General features: G+C 60.2%; 19 protein-coding genes. 6 read left to right on the forward strand and 13 right to left on the reverse strand.

From position 1 onward, the window contains the following. The first annotated feature begins 99 nt into the window (after positions 1-99). Positions 100-834: an ArsR/SmtB family transcription factor gene (locus tag ACQ4OE_RS16790; protein ID WP_430947284.1), complete on the forward strand. Its 735-nt coding sequence runs from the start codon at positions 100-102 to the stop codon at positions 832-834. A 128-nt stretch (positions 835-962) separates the two neighbouring features. Further along, entirely contained in the window at positions 963-2,345 is a 1,383-nt protein-coding gene (locus ACQ4OE_RS16795) for an MFS transporter (protein WP_430947285.1), read from the forward strand. A gap of 60 nt (positions 2,346-2,405) precedes the next feature. On the opposite strand, the gene ACQ4OE_RS16800 is transcribed toward ACQ4OE_RS16795, so the two are convergent. The 3 genes from ACQ4OE_RS16800 to ACQ4OE_RS16810 form a co-directional block, all read right to left on the reverse strand. Continuing rightward, positions 2,406-3,359 (reverse strand): adenosine deaminase, encoded by a 954-nt coding sequence (locus ACQ4OE_RS16800; protein ID WP_008082147.1) that lies wholly within the window; start codon positions 3,357-3,359, stop codon positions 2,406-2,408. 80 nt (positions 3,360-3,439) lie between these two features. Continuing rightward, positions 3,440-4,405, reverse strand: a complete 966-nt coding sequence (locus ACQ4OE_RS16805; protein ID WP_430947286.1) for a 2-oxoglutarate and iron-dependent oxygenase domain-containing protein — start codon at positions 4,403-4,405, stop codon at positions 3,440-3,442. Between the two features lie 72 nt (positions 4,406-4,477). Continuing rightward, positions 4,478-5,551 (reverse strand): BMP family ABC transporter substrate-binding protein, encoded by a 1,074-nt coding sequence (locus tag ACQ4OE_RS16810; protein WP_122594978.1) that lies wholly within the window; start codon positions 5,549-5,551, stop codon positions 4,478-4,480. 288 nt (positions 5,552-5,839) lie between these two features. On the opposite strand from ACQ4OE_RS16810, the gene ACQ4OE_RS16815 reads away from it, so the two are divergent. Beyond that, complete coding sequence (locus ACQ4OE_RS16815; protein ID WP_430947287.1) at positions 5,840-6,931, forward strand: calcium:proton antiporter; 1,092 nt, start codon at positions 5,840-5,842, stop codon at positions 6,929-6,931. Positions 6,932-7,057: 126 nt separating this feature from the next. Here ACQ4OE_RS16815 and ACQ4OE_RS16820 read toward each other — a convergent pair whose 3' ends face one another. The 3 genes from ACQ4OE_RS16820 to ACQ4OE_RS16830 all read right to left on the reverse strand — a co-directional run bounded on the left by ACQ4OE_RS16820 (position 7,058) and on the right by ACQ4OE_RS16830 (position 9,665). Continuing rightward, complete coding sequence (locus ACQ4OE_RS16820; RefSeq protein WP_430947288.1) at positions 7,058-8,416, reverse strand: 8-oxoguanine deaminase; 1,359 nt, start codon at positions 8,414-8,416, stop codon at positions 7,058-7,060. A gap of 189 nt (positions 8,417-8,605) precedes the next feature. Next, the gene (locus ACQ4OE_RS16825) at positions 8,606-9,289 is read right to left on the reverse strand and encodes an SDR family oxidoreductase (protein ID WP_430947289.1); all 684 of its coding nucleotides are present in this window, start codon (positions 9,287-9,289) and stop codon (positions 8,606-8,608) included. A gap of 25 nt (positions 9,290-9,314) precedes the next feature. Then, positions 9,315-9,665: a MerR family transcriptional regulator gene (locus ACQ4OE_RS16830; protein WP_122594974.1), complete on the reverse strand. Its 351-nt coding sequence runs from the start codon at positions 9,663-9,665 to the stop codon at positions 9,315-9,317. A gap of 82 nt (positions 9,666-9,747) precedes the next feature. Here ACQ4OE_RS16830 and ACQ4OE_RS16835 point away from each other — a divergent pair, with 82 nt between their 5' ends. After that, positions 9,748-10,182, forward strand: coding sequence for a hypothetical protein (locus ACQ4OE_RS16835; RefSeq protein WP_430947290.1), 435 nt, complete (start codon positions 9,748-9,750; stop codon positions 10,180-10,182). 59 nt (positions 10,183-10,241) lie between these two features. Here ACQ4OE_RS16835 and ACQ4OE_RS16840 read toward each other — a convergent pair whose 3' ends face one another. The 7 genes from ACQ4OE_RS16840 to ACQ4OE_RS16870 form a co-directional block, all read right to left on the reverse strand. Beyond that, the gene (locus ACQ4OE_RS16840) at positions 10,242-11,168 is read right to left on the reverse strand and encodes an ABC transporter permease (protein ID WP_430947291.1); all 927 of its coding nucleotides are present in this window, start codon (positions 11,166-11,168) and stop codon (positions 10,242-10,244) included. Further along, the gene (locus ACQ4OE_RS16845; protein ID WP_430947292.1) at positions 11,168-12,274 is read right to left on the reverse strand and encodes an ABC transporter permease; all 1,107 of its coding nucleotides are present in this window, start codon (positions 12,272-12,274) and stop codon (positions 11,168-11,170) included. Before ACQ4OE_RS16845 ends, ACQ4OE_RS16840 begins: the two co-directional genes overlap by 1 nt. 13 nt (positions 12,275-12,287) lie before the next feature. Then, a complete protein-coding gene (locus tag ACQ4OE_RS16850; RefSeq protein ID WP_430947293.1) occupies positions 12,288-13,835 on the reverse strand; it encodes an ABC transporter ATP-binding protein in 1,548 nt (515 codons plus the stop codon). A gap of 537 nt (positions 13,836-14,372) precedes the next feature. Continuing rightward, complete coding sequence (locus tag ACQ4OE_RS16855; protein WP_430947294.1) at positions 14,373-14,954, reverse strand: IMPACT family protein; 582 nt, start codon at positions 14,952-14,954, stop codon at positions 14,373-14,375. Positions 14,955-14,961: 7 nt separating this feature from the next. Next, on the reverse strand, positions 14,962-15,612 hold the full coding sequence (locus ACQ4OE_RS16860; protein ID WP_122594969.1) for a TetR/AcrR family transcriptional regulator: 651 nt from the start codon (positions 15,610-15,612) through the stop codon (positions 14,962-14,964). 88 nt (positions 15,613-15,700) lie between these two features. Next, positions 15,701-17,089 (reverse strand): uracil-xanthine permease family protein, encoded by a 1,389-nt coding sequence (locus ACQ4OE_RS16865; RefSeq protein ID WP_430947295.1) that lies wholly within the window; start codon positions 17,087-17,089, stop codon positions 15,701-15,703. 122 nt (positions 17,090-17,211) lie between these two features. Then, positions 17,212-18,132: a LysR family transcriptional regulator gene (locus ACQ4OE_RS16870; RefSeq protein WP_064387741.1), complete on the reverse strand. Its 921-nt coding sequence runs from the start codon at positions 18,130-18,132 to the stop codon at positions 17,212-17,214. A 138-nt stretch (positions 18,133-18,270) separates the two neighbouring features. Between ACQ4OE_RS16870 and ACQ4OE_RS16875 the strand changes: the two genes are divergently transcribed. Continuing rightward, the gene (locus ACQ4OE_RS16875) at positions 18,271-19,620 is read left to right on the forward strand and encodes an aspartate aminotransferase family protein (RefSeq protein WP_430947296.1); all 1,350 of its coding nucleotides are present in this window, start codon (positions 18,271-18,273) and stop codon (positions 19,618-19,620) included. A 76-nt stretch (positions 19,621-19,696) separates the two neighbouring features. After that, entirely contained in the window at positions 19,697-21,190 is a 1,494-nt protein-coding gene (locus tag ACQ4OE_RS16880) for a CoA-acylating methylmalonate-semialdehyde dehydrogenase (RefSeq protein ID WP_122594965.1), read from the forward strand. Positions 21,191-21,284: the final 94 nt, after the last annotated feature.

The raw sequence follows: 21,284 nt of genomic DNA on the forward strand, positions 1-21,284 counted from the left end.
CCCCGGTTCATGGCGATTTTTCGCGTCTTGGCCGATGACTCATTAGCGGCCAAGATGTCTCCGAGCAGTAGACGATACGATTCAACAGGGAGTGAACACATGGAACATGCACCTTGCATCAGCCAGATCGCCACGTTGCTGGCCGACCCCAAGCGCAGCGCGATGATGTGGGCGTTGATGGATGGCTCGGCCCGGCAAACCGAAGAGCTGGCGCTGCTGGCAGGTCTCTCGCCCTCGTCGGCCAGTGCCCATCTGGGGCGTTTGTCCGCTGGCGGTCTGTTGAAGATCGAAATACGCGGTCGCAAGCGTTTCTTTCGCCTGGCCGCTCCGGAGATCGGCGCCGCCATCGAGGCGCTGGCCAGTGCCACCATCGCCAGCGCTCCCCGGGAAGTGCCTGAAGTGTTCAAGCGCAGCACGCCGATTGCCAGGTCCCAGGCCGCGCCGTCGTCGTTGTTGCGCGCACGTTTCTGCGATGACCATTTGGGCGGCACTCTCGCTGCCGACCTTTATCAGCGCCTGCTCGATGCCGGCTGGATCGAGCAGCTTGAGCATCGGGTGGTGGTGACCTACAAGGGCTCCACGCAACTGGCCAAACGTGGCGTATTCATCCAAGCGCTGGCCCATCGCAATGTGCAGGTGGCGTGCGCCTGTCCGGACTGGAGCGAGAGACGCCCGCACATGGGCGGAACACTCGGTGCTGCGTTGTTGCAACTGTTCATGCAGTCCGGCTGGCTGTCGTTGCCCAATGATTCGCGCGCGCTGCAATTGACGGCCATCGGACAGCGGGAAATCCATCGTTTTGCCAAGGAAACCGAGCTGGAAATGGCGTTGTAGAGAGGTCGTCGCGCCGGCCTTGTGGCTGGACGTCGCCCACGATTGCAAGCAGGTCGCATTCAGTACGACCTTCGAATGACCATCGCGCACACTCGATCCGGGGACTTTTTCGGATGGGGGGGCACGGCATGGACACTCAACGCTTTAGCGCGGCAGAACGACTGGAACGTCTACCAGTCAGCGGTTATCACCGGATCATTTTCATCATCATCGCCCTGGCGTTCTTCTTCGACTCCATGGACCTGGCGATGATGACGTTCCTGCTGGGCTCGATCAAAGCCGAATTCGGCTTGAGCAGCGCCCAGGCGGGTTTGCTCGCCAGTTCGAGCTTTTTCGGCATGGTCCTGGGCGCATCGCTGTCGGGGATGCTCGCCGACCGCTTCGGGCGTAAACCGGTGTTCCAGTGGAGCATCGTGTTGTGGGGGCTCGCCAGTTACCTGTGCTCGACGGCGCAGACGGTCGAGACGCTGACGCTGTTCCGGATTCTGTTGGGGATTGGCATGGGCATGGAGTTTCCGATTGCCCAATCGATGCTTTCGGAGCTGATTCCGGCGCAGCGGCGCGGGCGCTATATCGCCTTGATGGACGGCTTCTGGCCATTGGGTTTTGTCGCGGCAGGCGTGTTGTCGTATTTCCTGCTGCCATTGATTGGCTGGCGCGACATTTTTCTGGTGTTGGCGGTGCCGGCAGTGTTTGTGCTGGCGATCCGCTTTTTCATTCCCGAGTCGCCGCGCTGGCTGGAACAGGCCGGGCGCGATGAGGTGGCGGACAAGGTGTTGAACGGCATCGAAGCGCGGGTGCGCGCATCGCTGGGCGGTGCAGCGCTGCCGGAGCCGATTCGCTTGCCGCGCACGGTGACGCCACCGGGCAACTTCTTCTCGGCGCTCAAGCAGATCTGGTCGCCGCAGTATCGCCAGCGTACGACGATGATCTGGAGTTTGTGGTTCTTCGCGCTGCTCGGTTTCTACGGGCTGACGTCGTGGTTGAGTGCATTGCTGCAGCAGTCGGGATTTGCCGTAACGCAGTCGGTGTATTACACGGTGCTGATCTCACTGGGCGGGATCCCCGGGTTTCTGATGGCGGCGTGGCTGGTCGAGCGTTGGGGGCGTAAACCGGTGTGCATCGTCACGTTGCTCGGCGGCGGGGTGATGGCGTTTCTCTACGGCCAGAGCGCGGTGTTCGGCGGCAACGTGGCGCTGCTGATCAGCACCGGGTTGTTGATGCAGTTTTTCCTGTTCGGTATGTGGGCGGTGCTTTACACCTACACGCCGGAGTTGTATCCGACTTCCGCGCGCGCTACCGGCTCCGGGTTTGCGTCGGCGATTGGCCGCGTGGGGTCGCTGCTCGGGCCATTGGTGACCGGGCTGGTGTTCCCGATAACCGGGCAGGGCGGGGTGTTTGCGCTGGGCGCGGCGTGCTTCGCCATCGCGGCAGGGGTGGTGTGGTTGTTCGGAATGGAGACGCGGGGGAAAACCCTGGAGGAGCTGACTGAAGCCCAAATCCCAGGCTAAACAAAGAACCCACTGTGGGAGCGAGCAGGCTCGCTCCCACAGTGGGTTCTTTGGTGTTGCTTAAGGTTTTACCAGGCGCGCATCCAGGCTGTTTTGCGCCAGGCGCTTGGCCTGATCCTGGGTCATGCCCAAGTGCTCATGCAGCGCGTAGAAGTTCTCGGTCACATAACCACCGAAGTACGCCGGGTCATCGGAGTTCACCGTGACCTTCACGCCACGCTCGAGCATGTCGAGAATGTTGTGCTGCGACATGTGATCGAACACGCAGAGTTTGGTGTTCGACAGTGGGCACACGGTCAGCGGGATCTGCTCGTCGATGATCCGCTGCATCAGGCGCTCGTCTTCGATGGCGCGCACGCCGTGGTCGATACGCTGGATTTTCAGCAGGTCGATGGCTTCCCAGATGTACTCCGGCGGGCCTTCTTCGCCAGCGTGGGCAACGGTCAGGAAGCCTTCGTGGCGAGCTCGATCAAACACACGCTGGAACTTGCTCGGCGGATGACCCATCTCGGAACTGTCCAGACCGACAGCAACAAACGCGTCACGGAACGGCAGCGCTTGGTCGAGGGTTTTCTCGGCTTCTTCTTCGCTGAGGTGGCGCAGGAAGCTGAGGATCAAACCGCTGGTGATGCCCAGTTGCTGCTCGCCATCCTTCAACGCGGCGGCGATGCCGTTGAGCACCACTTCGAACGGGATGCCCCGGTCAGTGTGGGTCTGCGGGTCGAAGAACGGTTCGGTATGAATCACGTTCTGTGCTTTGCAGCGCAGCAGGTAAGCCCAGGTCAGGTCGTAGAAATCCTGCGAGGTGCGCAATACATCGGCGCCCTGGTAGTACAGGTCGAGGAATTCCTGCAGGTTGTTGAAGGCGTAGGCCTTGCGCAGGGTTTCCACGTCGTTCCACGGCAGGGCGATCTTGTTGCGTTCAGCCAAGGCGAACAGCAGCTCGGGCTCCAGCGAGCCTTCCAGGTGCAGGTGCAGTTCAGCCTTGGGCAAGGCGTTGAGCCAGTCGTACATATTCTTTTCTCATCAGGTGCAATGACGGCATTCTACAGATGCGCGCCGAAACAATTGGCAAAACCTGACCAAGCGATCCATCAAACGGCTTCCTGCTCGCGCCGATAAGCGTAGGTATCGGCGAAGCGCGACAGCAGGAATTCGGCGCAGGTGGTGGTCGGATATTTCGCCGGATGCTGTGCGTCCTGACAACCGGGCAGGCATTCGATGCGCGTCTCCGGGTGCGGCTCGGCAAAGAACGGCATCGAGTAGCGATCCACCCCTAGCGGGCTGATCACTCGATGCGGCGTCGAGCGATAACGGTCGTTGCTCCAGCGCGCCATCATGTCGCCGAGGTTGACCACGAACGTGCCGTCAATCGGTGGCGCATCGATCCATTCGCCTTTGACGTTTTTCACTTGCAGGCCACCGGCGCTGTCCTGATAGAGCAGGGTGATGCAGCCGTAATCGGTGTGCGCACCGGCGCCTTGTTGCTCGGCGGAACTCGCGGTGTGACGCGGTGGGTAGTGGATCATGCGCAGGACGCTGACCGGATCAACGAAGCGGCTGTCGAAGAAGTCGCGTTCGATGTTCAGTGCGATAGTCATTGCTCGCAGCAGGGTTTGTGCGAGGGCCTGCATGTCGAGGTAGTGCTGCTCCATCAATTCAGCCCATCCGGTTTGAGCTGGATGACGGTTCGGCCCGCGCAACGGTTTTTCTGCGAGCACGTCGGGATGGTTGGCCGGCAAGTGCAGGCCCATGTCGAAGGTTTCTTTGAGGTCGCTGGGTTTGCTCGGGTCGAGTTGCTCGGTGGCGATGGCGCCGTAACCGCGATGGTGGCGGGTCTGGGTGATATCGATCTTGAGTTTTTCTGCGGCGGGCAGGGCGAAGAAACGCTGGGTGTGATCGAGGACCGCGTCGATGCGCTGCGCGGAAATCGGATGACCCTTGATGTAGAAGAAACCCCATTCGCGGCAGGCGTGGTCGATTTGTTCAGCCACGGCAGGCCAGGCGTTTTCGTCGTCACCGTAGAGCGGGCTGATATCGATGATCGGAAGCTGATCCATACACAATCCTTGAATACGCTGAGTTTGTGATCGTTCCCACGCAGAGCGTGGGAACGATCGGGGTCAGGTAGATTACTTCGGCATCTCAGCCTTCATGCCTTCAACGTAATAGTTCATCGACGCCAGTTCCGCAGTAGTGGCGCTCACACCTGCGGGGATTTTCTCGACGCCAGCCTGATCCTTGATCGGCCCGGTGAACGGCTGCAACGCACCGCTCTTGATGTCGGCAATGATCTGCTCGGCTTCGGCTTTCACCGGCGCTGGCACCAGATCGCTGATCGGCAGTTCAACCGTGCCTTCCTTCAACCCGCCCCAGTAATCCTGGGATTTCCAAGTGTGGTCGATCACGCTTTGCGTCGCTTGAATATAGTGCGGCGCCCAGTCGTTGACGATCGAGGTCAGCACCGCTTTCGGGCCGAAGTGCGCCATGTCCGAGGCGTAACCCACCGCGTACACGCCACGACGTTCGGCGGCCTGAATCGGCGCCGGGCTGTCGGTGTGCTGGAACACCACGTCGACGCCCTGATCGATCAGTGCGTTGGCCGCGTCGGCTTCCTTGCCCGGATCGAACCACGAGTTGACCCACACCACTTTAATCTCGGTGCCCGGGTTGTATTTGTTCAGTGCCAGTTGAATCGAGTTGATGTCGCGGATCACCTCGGGGATCGGGAAGGAGGCGACGTAACCGATCTTTTTGGTCTTGGTCATCTTCGCCGCAAGGAAACCGCCGACGTAGCGCCCCTCGTATGTGCGCGCCAGATAGGTGCCGAGGTTCTTGTCCTGTTTATAGCCGGTGGCGTGCTCGAAGGTGACCTTGGGAAATTGCTTGGCGACTTTGAGGGTCGGGTTCATGTAGCCGAAAGAGGTGGTGAAGATCAGGTCGTACTTGTCCTTGGCCATGTTGCGGATCACCCGCTCGGCGTCTGCGCCCTCAGCGACGTTCTCGACGTAGTTGGTGGTGATCTGATTGCCGAACTTCTCCGCCAGTGCCTTGCGCCCCTGCTCATGCTGATACGTCCAGCCGTGGTCCCCGATCGGGCCGATGTAGACGAAACCGACCTTCAGCGGATCGGCAGCGCTGGCGCTCAGGCTGATCCCCAAACCGAGGGCGGCGCACAGCAGTTTGTGCAGCGGACGTATTTGCATGAACTCGAACTCCATTTTGTTGTGTGTGGACAAGGCCAATGCAAATTGCTGACCAACAAGACAACAAACTGGTTTGAAACCGTGTGAAAGCCTTCGCGAGCAGGCTCGCTCCCACAGGGGATTGCATTCCAAGGTGGGAGCGAGCCTGCTCGCGAAGGGGCCGGTCAGGCCAATAAAAGTGCATCAGGCAAAAGTCCCGCCATCGCTTGGTGCGCTAAGGTGTAACGAAACGTTAGCGCCGCTCCGCAGTCAGTAGCTCATTCGCACTCTTCGGCAAAAAGGCCCGCCATGTTCTCGATTCTCAAGCAAGAAAGCTTTCTGCTCCTGGCCGTCATCGCCGCGTGCGTCGCCTATCCGCTCGAACACTGGATGCTGCACAGCGGCCAGATCGTCGCGCTGACTGCCGGCCTGGTGCTGATCGCTTTCATCGTCGTCGCCTCGATGCGCGTCGCCCACCACGCCGAATTGCTCGCCGAAAAGGTCGGCGACCCTTACGGCACGATGATCCTCACCCTCGCCGCCGTGCTGGTCGAAGTGGTGATTCTGGCAATCATGATGAGCAACGAAGCATCGCCCACGCTGGTGCGCGACACGATCTACTCGGCGGTGATGCTCGACATCAACGGCATCCTCGGCCTCGCCGCGCTGATGGGCGGGATCAAACATGGCGAGCAGTCGTACAACGACGATTCGGCGCGCAGCTACAGCGTGATGATCCTCACCGCCATGGGCGTGTCGATGGTGGTGCCGGAGTTTATTCCCGAGGCCAACTGGAAGGTTTATTCGGCATTCACGATTGGTGCGATGGTGGTGCTTTACGCGCTGTTTCTGCGCATGCAGGTCGGCCCGCACAGTTATTTTTTCAGCTACAGCTACCCGGACAAACGCCGCAAGAAAGAACCGCAGGACGCGCAGGCGAAAGCACCGAGCATCGGCCTGTCGATCGGCATTCTGGTGTTTGGCATTGTGGTGATCGGCGCACTGGCCGAAGTGATGTCGAAGACTCTCGATCTGGGCCTGGAAGGCACGGGCGCACCGCCGGTGATCACGGCGATTCTGGTGGCAGCGATTTCCGCCGCGCCGGAGATTTTGACCGCGTTGCGTGCAGCGTTGGCTAACCGCATGCAGTCGGTGGTGAACATTGCGATGGGCGCGTCATTGTCGACGGTGATTCTGACGGTGCCGGTGATGGAAGCGATGGCGCTGTACACCGGCCAGCCGTTTCAGATGGCGATGACCCCGGTTCAGACAGTGATGATTTTCCTGACGCTGATCGTCAGCGCGATCAACCTCAATGACGGCGAAACCAATGCCATCGAAGGCATGACGCACTTCGTGCTGTTTGCGACGTTTATCATGTTGTCCCTGCTGGGCCTTTGATATTGATCGTTCCCACGCTCCGCGTGGGAATGCCGCCATGGACGCTCTGCGTCCGCTGCTGGGACGCGGAGCGTCCCGAGATGCATTCCCACGCAGAGCGTGGGAACGATCATATGGGGAGGGGGATCAGGTGCCGGCGATCAGTTGGCGGGCCGCCTGGCTGTGATCGGCGATCAGGCCTTTCAAGTCGAGGCCTTCAACCTGCCCATCCACCACGCGCCACTTGCCGCCAATCATCACCCGATCCGCACGATCCGCGCCGCACAACAACAGCGCTGAAATCGGATCATGGCTGCCGGAGAAGCGCAGCTCATCGAGCTTGAACAGCGCCAGATCCGCCTGCTTGCCCACGGCAATTTCGCCGATATCGGTACGGCCCAACAAGCTGGCCGAACCCTTGGTCGCCCAGCCCAGCACGCGTTCCGGGGTAATCTTCTCGGCGCCATAACGCAGACGCTGGATATACAGCGCCTGGCGCGTTTCAAGAATCATGTTCGACGCATCGTTGGACGCCGAACCATCGACGCCCAAGCCAAACAACGCGCCGGCATCGGTCAGATCGATACTCGGGCAGATGCCGGACGCCAGGCGCATGTTCGAGCTCGGGCAATGGCAGATACCGGTGCCCGCCTCGCCGAGACGCGCGATTTCGTCCGGGTTGAAGTGGATGCCGTGCGCCAGCCAGGTGCGCGGGCCGAGCCAGCCGACGCTGTCGAGATAGTCGACGGTGCGCAGGCCGAAACGCTGCAGGCAGAAATCTTCTTCGTCGAGGGTTTCGGCCAGATGCGTGTGCAGACGCACGTCGAGTTTGTTCGCCAGTTCGGCGCTGGCCGACATGATTTCCGGGGTCACCGAGAACGGCGAGCACGGTGCCAGCGCGATCTGGATCTGCGCGCCATCGCCACGCTCGTGGTACTCGTGAATCAGGCGCTGACTGTCGTCGAGAATCACTTGGCCTTCCTGCACGGTCTGCTGCGGCGGCAAACCGCCATCCTTCTCGCCGAGGCTCATCGAACCGCGAGTGAGCATCGCGCGCATGCCCAGTTCACGTACGCTTTCGACTTGCACATCGATGGCGTTTTCCAGACCGTCCGGGAACAGGTAGTGGTGGTCGGCCGCGGTGGTGCAACCCGACAGCAGCAACTCAGCCAACGCCACTTTGGTGGCCAGTGCGAGTTTCTCCGGCGTCAGGCGCGCCCACACCGGGTACAGGGTTTTCAGCCACGGAAACAGCGGCTGATTGACCACCGGCGCCCAGGCGCGCGTCAGGGTTTGATAGAAGTGATGGTGGGTGTTGATCAGGCCCGGCAGGATCACATGCTCGCGGGCATCGAACACTGCATTGCACGGCGCCGACGGCTGCTGGCCAGCGGCGAGGACTTCGACAATGACACCGTCTTGCACGACAAGACCGCCACGGGCATCGAGCTCGTTGGAAGTGAAAATGGCGAGGGGATTTTTTAACCAGGTACGGGTCGCGGGCATGTTGCCGGCTCCTCTGAAAATGGGTTCAGGGTTGCCAGCTCAGTGATGCCCTGTCTGCTGATCCAGGGTCGCCGCGGGGACGAGGTGCGCAGTTTCAAACAAATTGTTGCAACGGGCAAGCCCAACCCGACCATTCACCGCACAACCCATGTGGGAGCAGGCTCGCTCCCACATTGGGATCTTCATTGTTTACCAGGGAATCGTTTCACCCTTGTAATTGATGAAGTGATGCCCGCCCTTGCCAGTGTACGCATTCACCTGATCAACCAACCCACGGGTGCTGGTCTCGACATCAAGGTCAGCCCCTTCACCGCCCATATCCGTCTTCACCCAACCCGGGTGCAGCGACAACACCGTCAGCTTCTGCTCGCCCAACTGCGTGATAAAACTGTTAGTCATCGAATTCAGCGCAGCCTTGCTGGCCTTGTACAGCGCCAGTCCTGGCGAGTCCGGCATGGTCACGCTGCCGAGCACGGAGCTCATGAACGCCAGCACGCCGCTGCCATCGCGAATCTGCCCGACAAAACGCTGGGCCAGATTGATCGGCGCCACGGCGTTGGTGAAAAACAGTTGACCGACTTCCGCCAGTGTCGCGCCGCCCGGGGACTGATCGGCCGGGCCTTTGACCCCGGCGTTGACGAACAGCAGGTCGAAGGTTTCGCCTTTCAGCTGCTGGCTCAGGGCGATCACCGCTTGCTGATCGTCCATGTCGAGTTTCTCGATCCGCACCTTGCCCAGCGCTTGCAGCGCCTCGGCGTTGTTTGGATTGCGCACGGTGGCGGTGACTTGCCAGCCGTCGGCCAGCAGGGTTTTCACCAGACCGAGGCCCAGGCCCCGGGAGGCGCCGATGATCAATGCGTTTTTGGCAGACATGAGAGGCTTCCTTGATGAATGAGGATCATGGATTCAATGGACAGGCCTGACCGAGCCGAAGTTGCAGCTCTTGCCGCAGTAAGTCGAGTTCGCCCATGCGGGTTTCGATCAGTTGCAGTTTGTCGCGCAGCAACTGAGCCACGGCGTTGTCCGGATCGGGGGCGTTCCACAACGCGCCGACGCTGTCGCCGATCTCGCCGAGAGTAAATCCCAGCCGTTGTGCAGTCTTGATGTAGAGCACCAGTTGCAGCATTTCCGGCGGATAGTCGCGATAACCGTTGGCGCTGCGCTGCGCCGCGATCAACCCGCGCTGCTCGTAGAAACGCAGGGTATCGCGGCTGACGGCGCTGGCTTGGGCTAATTCACCGATGCGCATGCTGGTTCTCAAAAGAGGTATTGACCCTGGAGCATACTCCAGGCTTTACCGTGGATGCTCCTGAATTTCTGGAGCAAGGACGATGTGGACTTCAACGCAGTATCGCAACGTGGTGCGCGGCAGCGCCTGGTATGACTTGATCGTCACGGCGGCGTTTGCCACGCCGTGGAGTTTTGCGCTTGTGCATGGATTGTTGAGCACACTGGATTTGCCCGGCGAGCTGCCGGTGTTTCAGCCTATGCACATGTTGATGGCGAATCTGTTGGGGTCTGTGGTGTGCGTGTGGGCGGTGCTGCGGATTCGTGATCCGCAGGCGCTTTATGGACGCTATGACGCGGTGGCGCGGTTTTTGTTTGCGGCATGGCAAGCGTATGCCTTGTTGCACGGCGCCAGTTCGATATTGCTGGTTTTCATGGTCTTCGAGTTGGCGTGGGGCATTGCTCAGGTGTTGCCTGTGAGTAAGTCTTCGCGAGCAGGCTCGCTCCCACAGGAGACGGGCGCCACCTCACATTCCTGAGTCGGGCGCGGAAAATGTGGGAGCGAGCCTGCTCGCGAAGAGGCCCGCCCAAACAACAATCAATGCCCCGCCTGCCACGGCTGCCCCAACGAAACCGGCGCATACAATCTTGTGCGCAGCGCATCCCGCGACAACAACACCAGCACCACAATCGTCGCCACGTACGGCAGCATCGCCAGCAAACTCGATGGAATCGCCAGCCCCAATCCCTGCGCCACCAAATGCAGGATGCTGGCGAGGCCAAAGAGATACGCCCCGAGCAACAACCGCCACACCCGCCAACTGGCAAACACCACCAGCGCCAACGCAATCCAGCCACGCCCGGCGGTCATGTTTTCCGCCCACATCGGCGTATACGCCAGCGACAAATAAGCCCCGGCCAACCCGGCCATCGCTCCGCCAAACAGCACCGCCAGCGTACGCACCGTCAACACCGGCAAGCCCATCGCACTGGCCGCATCCGGGTTCTCACCCACGGCTTGAATGATCAATCCGACACGGCTTTTGGTGATCACCCACGCCACCAGCGCAAACAGCGCGAACGACAGATACACCAACAAATCCTGAGCAAACAGCATCCGCCCGATCAGCGGGATCTCACTCAGATAAGGAATCGCCAACGGCTCAAAGCCGGCCAACGGCTTACCCACCCATGCCGCGCCGACAAAGGTCGACAGCCCGACACCAAAAATCGTCAGCGCCAACCCGGTCGCCACCTGATTGGCGTTGAACACCAGCGCCACCAGCGCAAACAGTGACGACAACAACATCCCGGCCAGCATCGCCAACAACACGCCAAGCCACAGGTTACCGCTGTTCAGCGCGACGATAAAACCGATCACCGCACCGAACAGCATCATCCCTTCCTGCCCAAGATTGAGCACGCCGCTCTTCTCGCAGATCAGTTCACCCAGCGCCACCAGCAACAGCGGCGTGCCGCATCGCACCATGGCGTAGAAAATATTGCTCAACAGATCGATATCCATCACAGCGCTCCGGCGGTTACGGCGGTGGTCGACGTTCGCTTCACCCAGTGCAGGTTCAGGCGTGGCCGATAGAGGATCAGCGCGTCACAGGCGAGCAGGAAAAACAGCATCATTCCCTGGAACAACTGGGTGATCGCCTGCGGCAGATTCATCGTCATTTGTGCGCTCTCACCACCGATGTAGAGCAGCGCCATCAGCAGACTGGAGAACAGAATGCCGATCGGATTCAGTCGCCCAAGAAACGCTACGGTAATCGCGGCATAGCCATACCCCGGCGACACTTGCGGCACCAATTGGCCAATCGGTCCGGTCACTTCGCAGACACCCGCGAGCCCGGCCAAGCCACCGCTGATCAACAGCGCCAGCCAGATCAAACGCTTCTCGCGAAAGCCGACAAACCCCGCCGCGCGCTTGTCCAGGCCAAGCACTTTGATCTGGAAACCGACAAAACTTTTCTGCAACAACACCCACACCGCGACCAGGGCGAGCAGGGCGAAATACACCCCGGCGTGGACGCGGCCATCCTCCATCAACAACGGCAAACGGCTGGCGTCGCCGAACATCGCCGACTCGGGAAAGTTGAACCCGGCCGGATCCTTCAGCGGCCCGTGCACGCAGAACAGCAGCAGGTTCAGGGCGATGTAATTGAGCATGATGCTGGTGAGGATTTCATTGGCGTTGAAGCGCGTGCGCAACCACGCCGTCAGCCCGGCCCACGCCGCGCCGGCGAGGGTGCCGGTGAGCAGAATCAACACCAGCGCCCAACGGCTTTGCATGTCGATGATGTTCACCGCCAATGCACTGCCGGCGAGGGCGCCGAGGAGCAATTGACCTTCGGCGCCGATGTTCCAGATCCGCGCCTGATACGCCACCGCCAGACCGAGTGCGCAGAGCAGAATCGGCAGCGCCTTGACCAGTAATTCGGAGACGCCATACAAATCGCTGACCGGCGCTATCAGTAGCGTGTGCAAGGTTTGCAGCGGGTCGTGGCCGAGGGCGATAAACAATAACGAGCCGCAACCAAGCGTCAGCGCCGCCGCCAGTAATGGCGAGCACCACAGCATCAAGCGCGATTGCTGGCCACGGGGTTCGAGGGAAAGCAGCATGAGTAAAACTCCGTTAAACCGTGGCGGCGGAAGGTGGATTGTCGAACTGGCCGGCCATCCAGCCGCCGACGTCGCTGAGTTGTGTATCCGAGGTGTTGTGTAGCGCCGACAGCCTTCCGCCGCACAACGCGCCGAGGCGGTCGCTGATCTGGAACAGTTCGTCGAGGTCTTCGGAGATCACCAGAATCGCTGCGCCGGCATCGCGCAACGCGATCAGTGCCCGGTGGATGGTCGCGGCGGCGCCGACGTCGACGCCCCAGGTCGGATGCGCGGCGATCAGCAGTTTTGGCTGTTGGAGGATTTCCCGGCCGAGGATGAATTTCTGCAGGTTGCCGCCGGACAGGCTGCGCGCGGCGGTTTGCGTGTCCGGGGTTTTTACGCCGAAGCGCTGAATGATTTGTTGGGCGAGGGCTTCGACTTTGCCGCGTTCGATCAAACCGTGGCTGACCAAACCTTGTTGGAAAGCGGTGAGCAGGGCGTTGTCCGCCAGGCTCAATTCCGGCACCGCGCCGTGACCGAGGCGTTCGGCAGGCACGAACGCCAGGCCCAGTTTGCGTCGCGCGTCCGGGCGTAAATCAGCGACGTTTTGCTCGGCGAATCGAATGGTCGCGGCCTCCGCACGAGGCAAGGTTTGTTCGCCGCTGAGCAGAGCGAGCAACTCATCCTGACCATTGCCCGCGACCCCGGCAATGCCGACGATTTCACCGCTGCGCACCTGCACATCAATGTCTGTCAGCGAGCAGCCGAACGGATCGGGGTTGTGCCAGCTCAAGCCCTTCACCTGCAAAAACGCCGCGCCACCGCTGACCTTTGGATAGTCGCCGATCAACGCCGCCGCTTCGCCAACCATCAACTGCGCCAACTGCTGATCCGAACATTCGGCAGGCACGCAATGCCCGGCCACGCGCCCGCCGCGCAAAACCGTTGCGCTGTGGCACAAGGCGCGGACCTCACCGAGTTTGTGGCTGATAAACAGAATGCTGCAGCCCTCGCCAGCGAGGCGGCGCAGGGTGATGAACAACTCGTCGGCCTCCTGCGGGGTCAGCACCGAAGTCGGTTCATCGAGAATCAACAGGCGGATGTCCTGCATCAGGCAACGAATGATTTCCACCCGTTGCCGCTCGCCGATCGACAGGCTGTGGACAAGTCGCTCCGGCTCCAGCGCCATGCCGTAACGGCGCGACACTTCGCGAATTTTCGGTTCCAGTTGTTTCGGCGTGCCGGCGGCAGCGCCCATCGCCAGCGCGATGTTCTGAGCGACGCTGAGGGTTTCGAACAGCGAGAAATGCTGGAACACCATGCCGATGCCCAACTGCCGCGCCTGCGCCGGGTTGCGGATATTGACCGGCTGACCTTGCCAGAGCATCTCGCCCGCATCGGATTGGGTGACGCCGTAGATGATCTTCATCAAGGTGCTTTTTCCCGCACCGTTTTCACCGAGCAGGGCGTGGATTTCACCGGGGGCGATGGTCAGGTCGATGGCGTCGTTGGCCAGACAACCGGGGTAGCGTTTGCTGATATGGCGCAGTTGCAGGCGCGGGGTTGCAGGAGCAATGGGCATGACAGGCTCGACTTGCTTGAAGTTGTGCCTGTGGATAAAGCAATTTCCTGGCCATTGAGTCAGGAACGCGAGCGGGCGGCGGTTGCCGTGGGTTGGCGCAGAGCGTCTCGTCGCAAATCGAGCGCAGGCACAGCACCAATTCAGCGCAAAGCCGTTGATCGGGCTCCAGTTTTGCCCGTTGGCAACTGATTAAAAAATGAGCAATCACGTTGGGGCTAGGCTGCACCTGAGACTGAGCCGGTCATGAACGGCTTATCCACAGGTTGTTCCACAGTTATTGTGCGCAAGCTGGAATGGCGGGCATAAGCACTGCAGTGCTTTCTTCTAATGGTGCTAAACCGCACTAACTCTATGTTTCTGCGGGAAATTTTCGCTTCGTCGGATGAATTGAACGAAAAGTGAACAAACCGCGCAAAGCCGCGTGACAGAAGGGTTACAGCGAAATGTACTCAGGTTATCCACAGTCGGGTGCACAGCAGATGTGGGCAAGTCTCAGGAATGAGCATATCGAGCAACGCCCTAAAAAATTGCAGTGTCTTAACGCTGGAGCAAAATCCGCCCGCGACTCAAATCGGCCAACTGACTTTGCAGCAAATCGATTTGTGCTTCGCCCACCGCCAACTGCAATTCGACGCCGTTTGCCGTGAAGTTTTCTTCGACCACCAATCCACCGAGATCGGCCACGCGCAATTTGACCAACGCCAACTCGGCAAACCCGCACGCGCAACTCAACGGCACCCGACTGATCAGCTCAACCTTCGCCGCCGTCTGCAAGCACTTGTTCGCCCCACCGCCATAGGCCCGGGCCAAGCCGCCAGTGCCGAGTTGAATGCCGCCGTACCAACGAATCACCAGCACCGCGACCTGGTCGCAATCCTGCGCTTCAATCGCCGCCAGAATCGGTCGCCCGGCGGTGCCGCCCGGTTCGCCATCGTCATTGCTGCGGTATTGATCGCCGAGTTTCCACGCCCAGCAATTGTGCGAGGCATTCAAATCGCTGTGCTGTTCGAAGAACACCTGCGCATCGGCAGGGCTGCCGATCGGTGCGGCGAAAGTGATAAAGCGGCTTTTGCGAATCTCTTCGCGGTACTCGCAAAAACCGCTGAGGGTGAAAGGCATAAACGTCTTATACAGAAGGAGTGAGGCCGCAGCCTTTGAGGATAATGCGGATCAGGTTATTGCCGGCGTCTTCCATGTCTTGCTTGGTCAACTTGCTGCGACCGCTGACGCGGCAGATCTGCGTGGCGAAGTCGGCGTAATGCTGGGTGCTGCCCCACAATAGAAAGATCAGGTGCACCGGATCGACCGGGTCCATTTTGCCGGCATCGATCCACGCCTGAAACACCGCAGCACGGCCGGTGAACCAGGCGCGGTAATCCTGATTGAAATATTCGCTCAGGCATTCGCCACCGCTGATGACTTCCATCGCAAAGATTCGCGAGGCTTGCGGCTGGCGGCGGGAGAATTCCATTTTCGCGCGAATATAGCGAGTCAACGCTTCGGCCGGATCGTCTTCGGCGGTGAGCGTATTGAAGGTGCTGTCCCACAGCTCGATGATGTTGCTCAGCACCGCCACGTACAAACCGAGTTTGTTGGTGAAGTAGTAATGCAGGTTCGCCTTGGGCAACCCGGCATTCTGCGCGATGGTGTTCATGCTGGTGCCTTTGTACCCGTGACGGGCGAACTCGTCTTCGGCGGCTTTGAGGATGGTCTCTTCGTTCTTCTGACGAATGCGGCTGGCGGGTTTGCCGCCATGGGCAGGGACTTCAAAGGTCATAGGCACTTCCGGGTTTGTCTGTGGGTGCAACCAGTTGCGTTGATAGCGCACCCACAGGCATCCGACAAGTCCTTGCGCGATAAAACCGTTACGCCTGTTCGATCTTGTTCAGCGGCGCGCGGGCTTCAGCGGCCTCGGTTTTCGACTCCGGCAGCAACAGGCACAGGATGATTGCCGTCAGACCACCGCTGGTGATCGCCGAGTCGAACAGGTTCTGCACCAGTTTTGGCAGCAGGTGCAGCAGGTTCGGTTGCGCGGCAATGCCCAGGCCGACGCCGAACGACGTGGCGATGATCAACATGCTGCGTCGATCCAGTGGCGACTGCGCGAGGATGCGCACGCCGGCAGCGGCCACCGCGCCGAACATCACCAGGGTCGCACCGCCAAGCACCGGTTTCGGAATCTGTTGCAGCACCGCGCCGATCATCGGGAACATACCCAGACAGAACAGAATCGCGCCGATGTACAGCCCGACGTAACGGCTGGCGACGCCGGTCAACTGGATCACGCCGTTGTTCTGCGCAAACGTGGTGTTGGGAAACGCGCTGAAGGTCGCGGCGATCATGCAGCTCACGCCGTCACCCAGCACGCCACCGCGCAGGCGGCTTATATAAGAAGGACCGCTGATGGGCTGGCGGGCGAGCATGCAGTTGGCGGTGAGGTCACCGACGGTTTCGATGGTGCTGATCAGATAAATCAGCGCGACCGGCAGGAAAGCCGTCCAGTCGAAGCTGAAGCCAAACTTGAACGGTGTAGGAAAACTCACCAGCGGCAAGTCAGGCAAAGGCTGCGGCACCAGTTTCCCGCTGAACCACGCGGCGAGGCTGCCGAGCAGCAAACCGATGATGATCGCCGACAAGCGCACCCATGGCGTGTTCGAGCGGTTGAGCAGAATGATCGTCAGCAGCACGAACACGCCCAACGCCAGATTGCCTGGCGCACCGAAGTCCGGCGCATTGAAACCGCCGCCGAGATCAGTGATGCCGACCTTGATCAGGCTGATGCCGATCAGAGTGATAACGATCCCGGTCACCAGCGGCGTGACCACACGACGCAACTGACCGATAAAGCGGCTCAAAACGATTTGCACCATCGCACCGAAAAAACACACACCGAAAATCATCGCGAGAATGTCTTCCGGGCTGCCGCCGCGTTGCTTGACCAGAAAACCGGCTGACAGCACTGCACCGAGAAAGGCGAAACTGGTGCCTTGCAGACAGATCATCCCCGCGCCGATGCCAAACGGACGCCGCGCCTGAATAAAGGTGCCGACGCCCGAAACCATCAACGCCATGCTGATCAGATAAGGCAGATAAGCGGTGAGCCCGAGCGCCGAACCAATCACAAGCGGCGGGGTGATGATGCCGACGAAACTGGCGAGCACGTGTTGCAGCGCGGCAAGGGTGGCGGCGAGTGGTTTGGGGCGGTCGTTGAGGCCGTAGATCAGGTCGCTGGACGGTGCGGAATCTGGCTGCATGGTTCAGGGCTTCTTGTTGAAGGATCGGGGTTGATCCTGCTTTGCAAAAAGCTGTCCACTTGCTCAGGTTATTCAGTGAATTTGTCGTTGAGGCCCAACGCTGCTGGGCCTTGCGGGATTTGTCAGCGTGTAGCGGCAAGGCTTTCCAGAAAGCTCTCCAGCACCAAATGAGGGCGACGGCCCTTGCGCGTGACCGATGCGAGGCTCAGGTCGTAGAACCGCGTCTGCGATTTCAGCGCACGCAACCGACCTTGTTGCACCCAAAGGCTGGCGTAGTGATCCGGCAGATAACCAATGTAACGCCCGGTCAAAATCAAAAACGCCATGCCTTCACGGTCGGAAGCGCTGGCTGTGCAATTCAGCGCCTGATAATGCGCCTGGATATCCGCCGGCAAACGAAACGTCGGCGCAATCGCATCCTGACTGTTCAGGCGTTCGTCATCGAGTTGCTTGTCATCAACATAAAACAACGGATGCCCCACCGCGCAATAAAGCAACGAGCGCTCGCTGTACAACGGCTGATATTCCAGTCCCGATAACGCGCTGGCCTGCGGCACCACGCCAACATGCAGACGCCCGTCGAGCACGCCCTGTTCGACTTCATTCGGCGCAATCATGCGGATCTGAATTTGCACATCCGGCCCACGCTCCTTCAACTGCGCGAGGGCGTGGGTGATGCGCATGTGGGGCAGGGTGACGAGGTTGTCGGTCAGACCAATGATCAACTCGCCGCGTAAATGCTGGTGCAGGCCATTGACCTCGGTGCGAAAACTTTCCAGGGCACTCAATAATTGCAGCGCCGACTGATACACCTCGCGACCTTCTTCGGTCAGCGAGAACCCGGCGCGCCCGCGCTGACACAAACGCAAACCGAGGCGCTGCTCGAGATCACTCATCTGCTGGCTGATCGCCGAGCGACCGATGCCGAGCACGGTTTCCGCCGCCGAGAACCCCCCGCACTCCACCACGCTGCGAAAAATCCGCAACAGGCGAATATCAAAGTCACTGACCTGGGCCAGCGGATCGGGGCGGCGGCTGCTCATCTTATTGTTCTCATTGTTTAGCGAAGTTCTAACTGAAGGTTAGAAGAGTTGGATTTCACCGACTTTATCGCCGTGGCAATTTAGCTGCAACAACGCTTTTTATCTCCCTGACGCTTATGCCCTGCGAGGTTTTGCCCGATGAACATGCCTGAAAACGCTCAGTCGCCACTGGCCAGCCAACTGAAGCTGGACGCGCACTGGATGCCGTACACCGCCAACCGTAACTTTCAACGCGAGCCGCGTTTGATCGTTGGCGCCGAAGGTAGCTGGCTGATCGACGACAAGGGCCGCCGGGTATATGACTCGCTGTCCGGTCTGTGGACCTGCGGCGCGGGCCACACCCGTAAGGAAATTCAGGAAGCGGTCTCCAAACAGCTGGGCACCCTGGATTACTCGCCGGGCTTCCAGTACGGTCACCCGCTGTCATTCCAGCTGGCCGAGAAAATCACCGAGCTGACTCCGGGCAACCTGAACCACGTGTTCTTCACTGACTCGGGTTCCGAGTGCGCCGACACCGCGGTGAAAATGGTGCGTGCCTACTGGCGCCTGAAAGGTCAGGCGACCAAAACCAAAATGATCGGCCGCGCCCGTGGTTACCACGGTGTGAACATCGCCGGCACCAGCCTCGGCGGCGTCAACGGCAACCGCAAACTGTTCGGTCAGGCGATGATGGACGTCGATCACCTGCCGCACACATTGCTCGCAAGCAATGCGTTCTCCCGTGGCATGCCGGAGCAGGGCGGTATCGCCTTGGCGGATGAGCTGCTGAAGCTGATCGAGCTGCACGATGCCTCGAACATTGCTGCCGTATTCGTTGAGCCAATGGCCGGTTCCGCTGGCGTACTGGTTCCGCCACAGGGTTACCTGAAGCGTCTGCGCGAGATCTGCGATCAGCACAACATCCTGCTGGTGTTCGACGAAGTGATCACCGGTTTCGGCCGTACCGGCAACATGTTCGGCGCCGACACCTTTGGCGTGACCCCGGACCTGATGTGCATCGCCAAGCAAGTCACCAACGGCGCGATCCCGATGGGCGCGGTGATTGCCAGCTCCGAGATCTACCAGACCTTCATGAATCAGCCGACCCCGGAATACGCCGTGGAATTTCCGCACGGCTACACCTACTCGGCGCACCCGGTGGCCTGCGCCGCTGGCTTGGCAGCGCTCGATTTGCTGCAAAAAGAGAATCTGGTGCAGAGCGTCGCCGAAGTCGCCCCGCATTTCGAAAACGCGCTGCACGGTCTGAAAGGTTCGAAGAACGTTATCGACATTCGTAACTTCGGTCTGGCCGGCGCGATCCAGATTGCCCCGCGTGACGGCGACGCCATCGTGCGTCCGTTTGAAGCCGGCATGGCCCTGTGGAAAGCCGGGTTCTACGTGCGCTTCGGCGGCGACACCCTGCAGTTCGGCCCAACCTTCAACAGCAAGCCGCAAGACCTCGATCGTCTGTTCGACGCGGTCGGCGAAGTGCTGAACAAGCTCGACTGATTTTTCCCTCTATATATAAGTACAAACAGCCGGCGCCCCTCGTGGGCGTCTGCGGACAAGAATTCAGGAGTTTTCGATGAGCGTTATTCCGCATTTGATCAATGGCGAACTGGTGACCGAGAACGGTCGCGCGGTTGATGTGTTCAACCCGTCCACCGGTCAGGCGATCCACAAGCTGCCACTGGCTACTCAGGCAACCATTCAGAAAGCCATTGATGCCGCCAAGGCTGCGTTCCCGGCCTGGCGCAACACCCCGCCGGCCAAGCGCGCCCAAGTAATGTTCCGCTTCAAGCAACTGCTGGAGCAGAACGAAGCGCGCATCTCGCAACTGATCAGCGAAGAACACGGCAAGACCCTCGAAGACGCCGCCGGTGAATTGAAGCGCGGCATCGAGAACGTCGAGTTCGCCTGCGCCGCCCCGGAAATCCTCAAGGGCGAGTACAGCCGCAACGTCGGCCCGAACATCGACGCATGGTCGGACTTCCAGCCGCTGGGCATCGTGGCCGGCATCACCCCGTTCAACTTCCCGGCCATGGTGCCGCTGTGGATGTACCCACTGGCGATCGTCTGCGGCAACTGCTTCATCCTCAAGCCGTCCGAGCGTGACCCAAGCTCGACACTGCTGATCGCTCAGTTGCTGTTGGAAGCTGGCCTGCCGAAAGGCGTGATGAGCGTGGTGCACGGTGACAAGACTGCGGTGGACGCCCTGATCGAAGCGCCGGAAGTCAAAGCGCTGAGCTTCGTCGGTTCGACGCCGATTGCTGAATACATCTATGCAGAAGGCACCAAGCGCGGCAAACGCGTTCAGGCGCTGGGCGGCGCGAAGAACCACGCGGTGCTGATGCCGGATGCCGATCTGGATAACGCGGTCAGCGCATTGATGGGCGCGGCCTACGGCTCGTGCGGCGAGCGCTGCATGGCGATTTCTGTTGCCGTGTGTGTTGGTGACCAGGTGGCGGATGCGCTGGTGGCGAAACTGGTGCCACAGATCCAGGCGCTGAAAATCGGTGCCGGCACCTCGTGCGGTCTGGACATGGGGCCACTGGTCACCGGTCAGGCGCGCGACAAAGTCAGCGGTTATGTTGATGACGGCGTGGCGGCGGGCGCGACTCTGGTGGTCGACGGTCGTGGTTTCAGCGTGGCCGGTCATGAAGAAGGCTTCTTCCTCGGTGGCTGCCTGTTCGACAACGTCACCCCTGAGATGCGCATCTATAAAGAAGAGATCTTCGGCCCGGTGCTGTGCATCGTTCGCGTGAACAGCCTGGAAGAGGCCATGCAACTGATCAACGATCATGAATACGGTAACGGCACCTGCATCTTCACTCGTGATGGTGAAGCGGCGCGTCTGTTCTGCGACGAGATCGAAGTTGGCATGGTTGGCGTCAACGTGCCGCTGCCAGTGCCGGTGGCTTATCACAGCTTCGGCGGCTGGAAGCGTTCGCTGTTCGGCGACCTGCATGCTTATGGTCCGGATGGTGTGCGCTTCTACACCCGTCGCAAGGCGATCACTCAGCGCTGGCCGCAGCGCGCGAGCCATGAGGCTTCGCAGTTCGCTTTCCCTAGCTTGTAAGTAGAAGGGCAGGGCAAAGAAGGCCTACCCCTTGGGGTCGGCCTTCGTGTTTTCGGGTTTTTTTGACCGATGTGACAGATTTATGAAAATAGGT

Origin of the sequence: Pseudomonas sp. WC2 (assembly GCF_050586545.1) — a bacterium.
GTDB lineage: Bacteria > Pseudomonadota > Gammaproteobacteria > Pseudomonadales > Pseudomonadaceae > Aquipseudomonas.

Coding starts and splice junctions, on each gene's coding strand:
- ACQ4OE_RS16880 (WP_122594965.1), top strand. CDS start 19,697: ATGAGCGTTATTCCGCATTTGATCAATGGCGAACTGGTGACCGAGAAC.
- ACQ4OE_RS16865 (WP_430947295.1), bottom strand. CDS start 17,089: ATGCAGCCAGATTCCGCACCGTCCAGCGACCTGATCTACGGCCTCAAC.
- ACQ4OE_RS16810 (WP_122594978.1), bottom strand. CDS start 5,551: ATGCAAATACGTCCGCTGCACAAACTGCTGTGCGCCGCCCTCGGTTTG.
- ACQ4OE_RS16845 (WP_430947292.1), bottom strand. CDS start 12,274: ATGCTGCTTTCCCTCGAACCCCGTGGCCAGCAATCGCGCTTGATGCTG.
- ACQ4OE_RS16820 (WP_430947288.1), bottom strand. CDS start 8,416: ATGCCCGCGACCCGTACCTGGTTAAAAAATCCCCTCGCCATTTTCACT.
- ACQ4OE_RS16795 (WP_430947285.1), top strand. CDS start 963: ATGGACACTCAACGCTTTAGCGCGGCAGAACGACTGGAACGTCTACCA.
- ACQ4OE_RS16815 (WP_430947287.1), top strand. CDS start 5,840: ATGTTCTCGATTCTCAAGCAAGAAAGCTTTCTGCTCCTGGCCGTCATC.
- ACQ4OE_RS16825 (WP_430947289.1), bottom strand. CDS start 9,289: ATGTCTGCCAAAAACGCATTGATCATCGGCGCCTCCCGGGGCCTGGGC.
- ACQ4OE_RS16860 (WP_122594969.1), bottom strand. CDS start 15,612: ATGACCTTTGAAGTCCCTGCCCATGGCGGCAAACCCGCCAGCCGCATT.
- ACQ4OE_RS16875 (WP_430947296.1), top strand. CDS start 18,271: ATGAACATGCCTGAAAACGCTCAGTCGCCACTGGCCAGCCAACTGAAG.
- ACQ4OE_RS16850 (WP_430947293.1), bottom strand. CDS start 13,835: ATGCCCATTGCTCCTGCAACCCCGCGCCTGCAACTGCGCCATATCAGC.
- ACQ4OE_RS16805 (WP_430947286.1), bottom strand. CDS start 4,405: ATGGATCAGCTTCCGATCATCGATATCAGCCCGCTCTACGGTGACGAC.
- ACQ4OE_RS16830 (WP_122594974.1), bottom strand. CDS start 9,665: ATGCGCATCGGTGAATTAGCCCAAGCCAGCGCCGTCAGCCGCGATACC.
- ACQ4OE_RS16855 (WP_430947294.1), bottom strand. CDS start 14,954: ATGCCTTTCACCCTCAGCGGTTTTTGCGAGTACCGCGAAGAGATTCGC.
- ACQ4OE_RS16790 (WP_430947284.1), top strand. CDS start 100: ATGGAACATGCACCTTGCATCAGCCAGATCGCCACGTTGCTGGCCGAC.
- ACQ4OE_RS16840 (WP_430947291.1), bottom strand. CDS start 11,168: ATGGATATCGATCTGTTGAGCAATATTTTCTACGCCATGGTGCGATGC.
- ACQ4OE_RS16835 (WP_430947290.1), top strand. CDS start 9,748: ATGTGGACTTCAACGCAGTATCGCAACGTGGTGCGCGGCAGCGCCTGG.
- ACQ4OE_RS16800 (WP_008082147.1), bottom strand. CDS start 3,359: ATGTACGACTGGCTCAACGCCTTGCCCAAGGCTGAACTGCACCTGCAC.
- ACQ4OE_RS16870 (WP_064387741.1), bottom strand. CDS start 18,132: ATGAGCAGCCGCCGCCCCGATCCGCTGGCCCAGGTCAGTGACTTTGAT.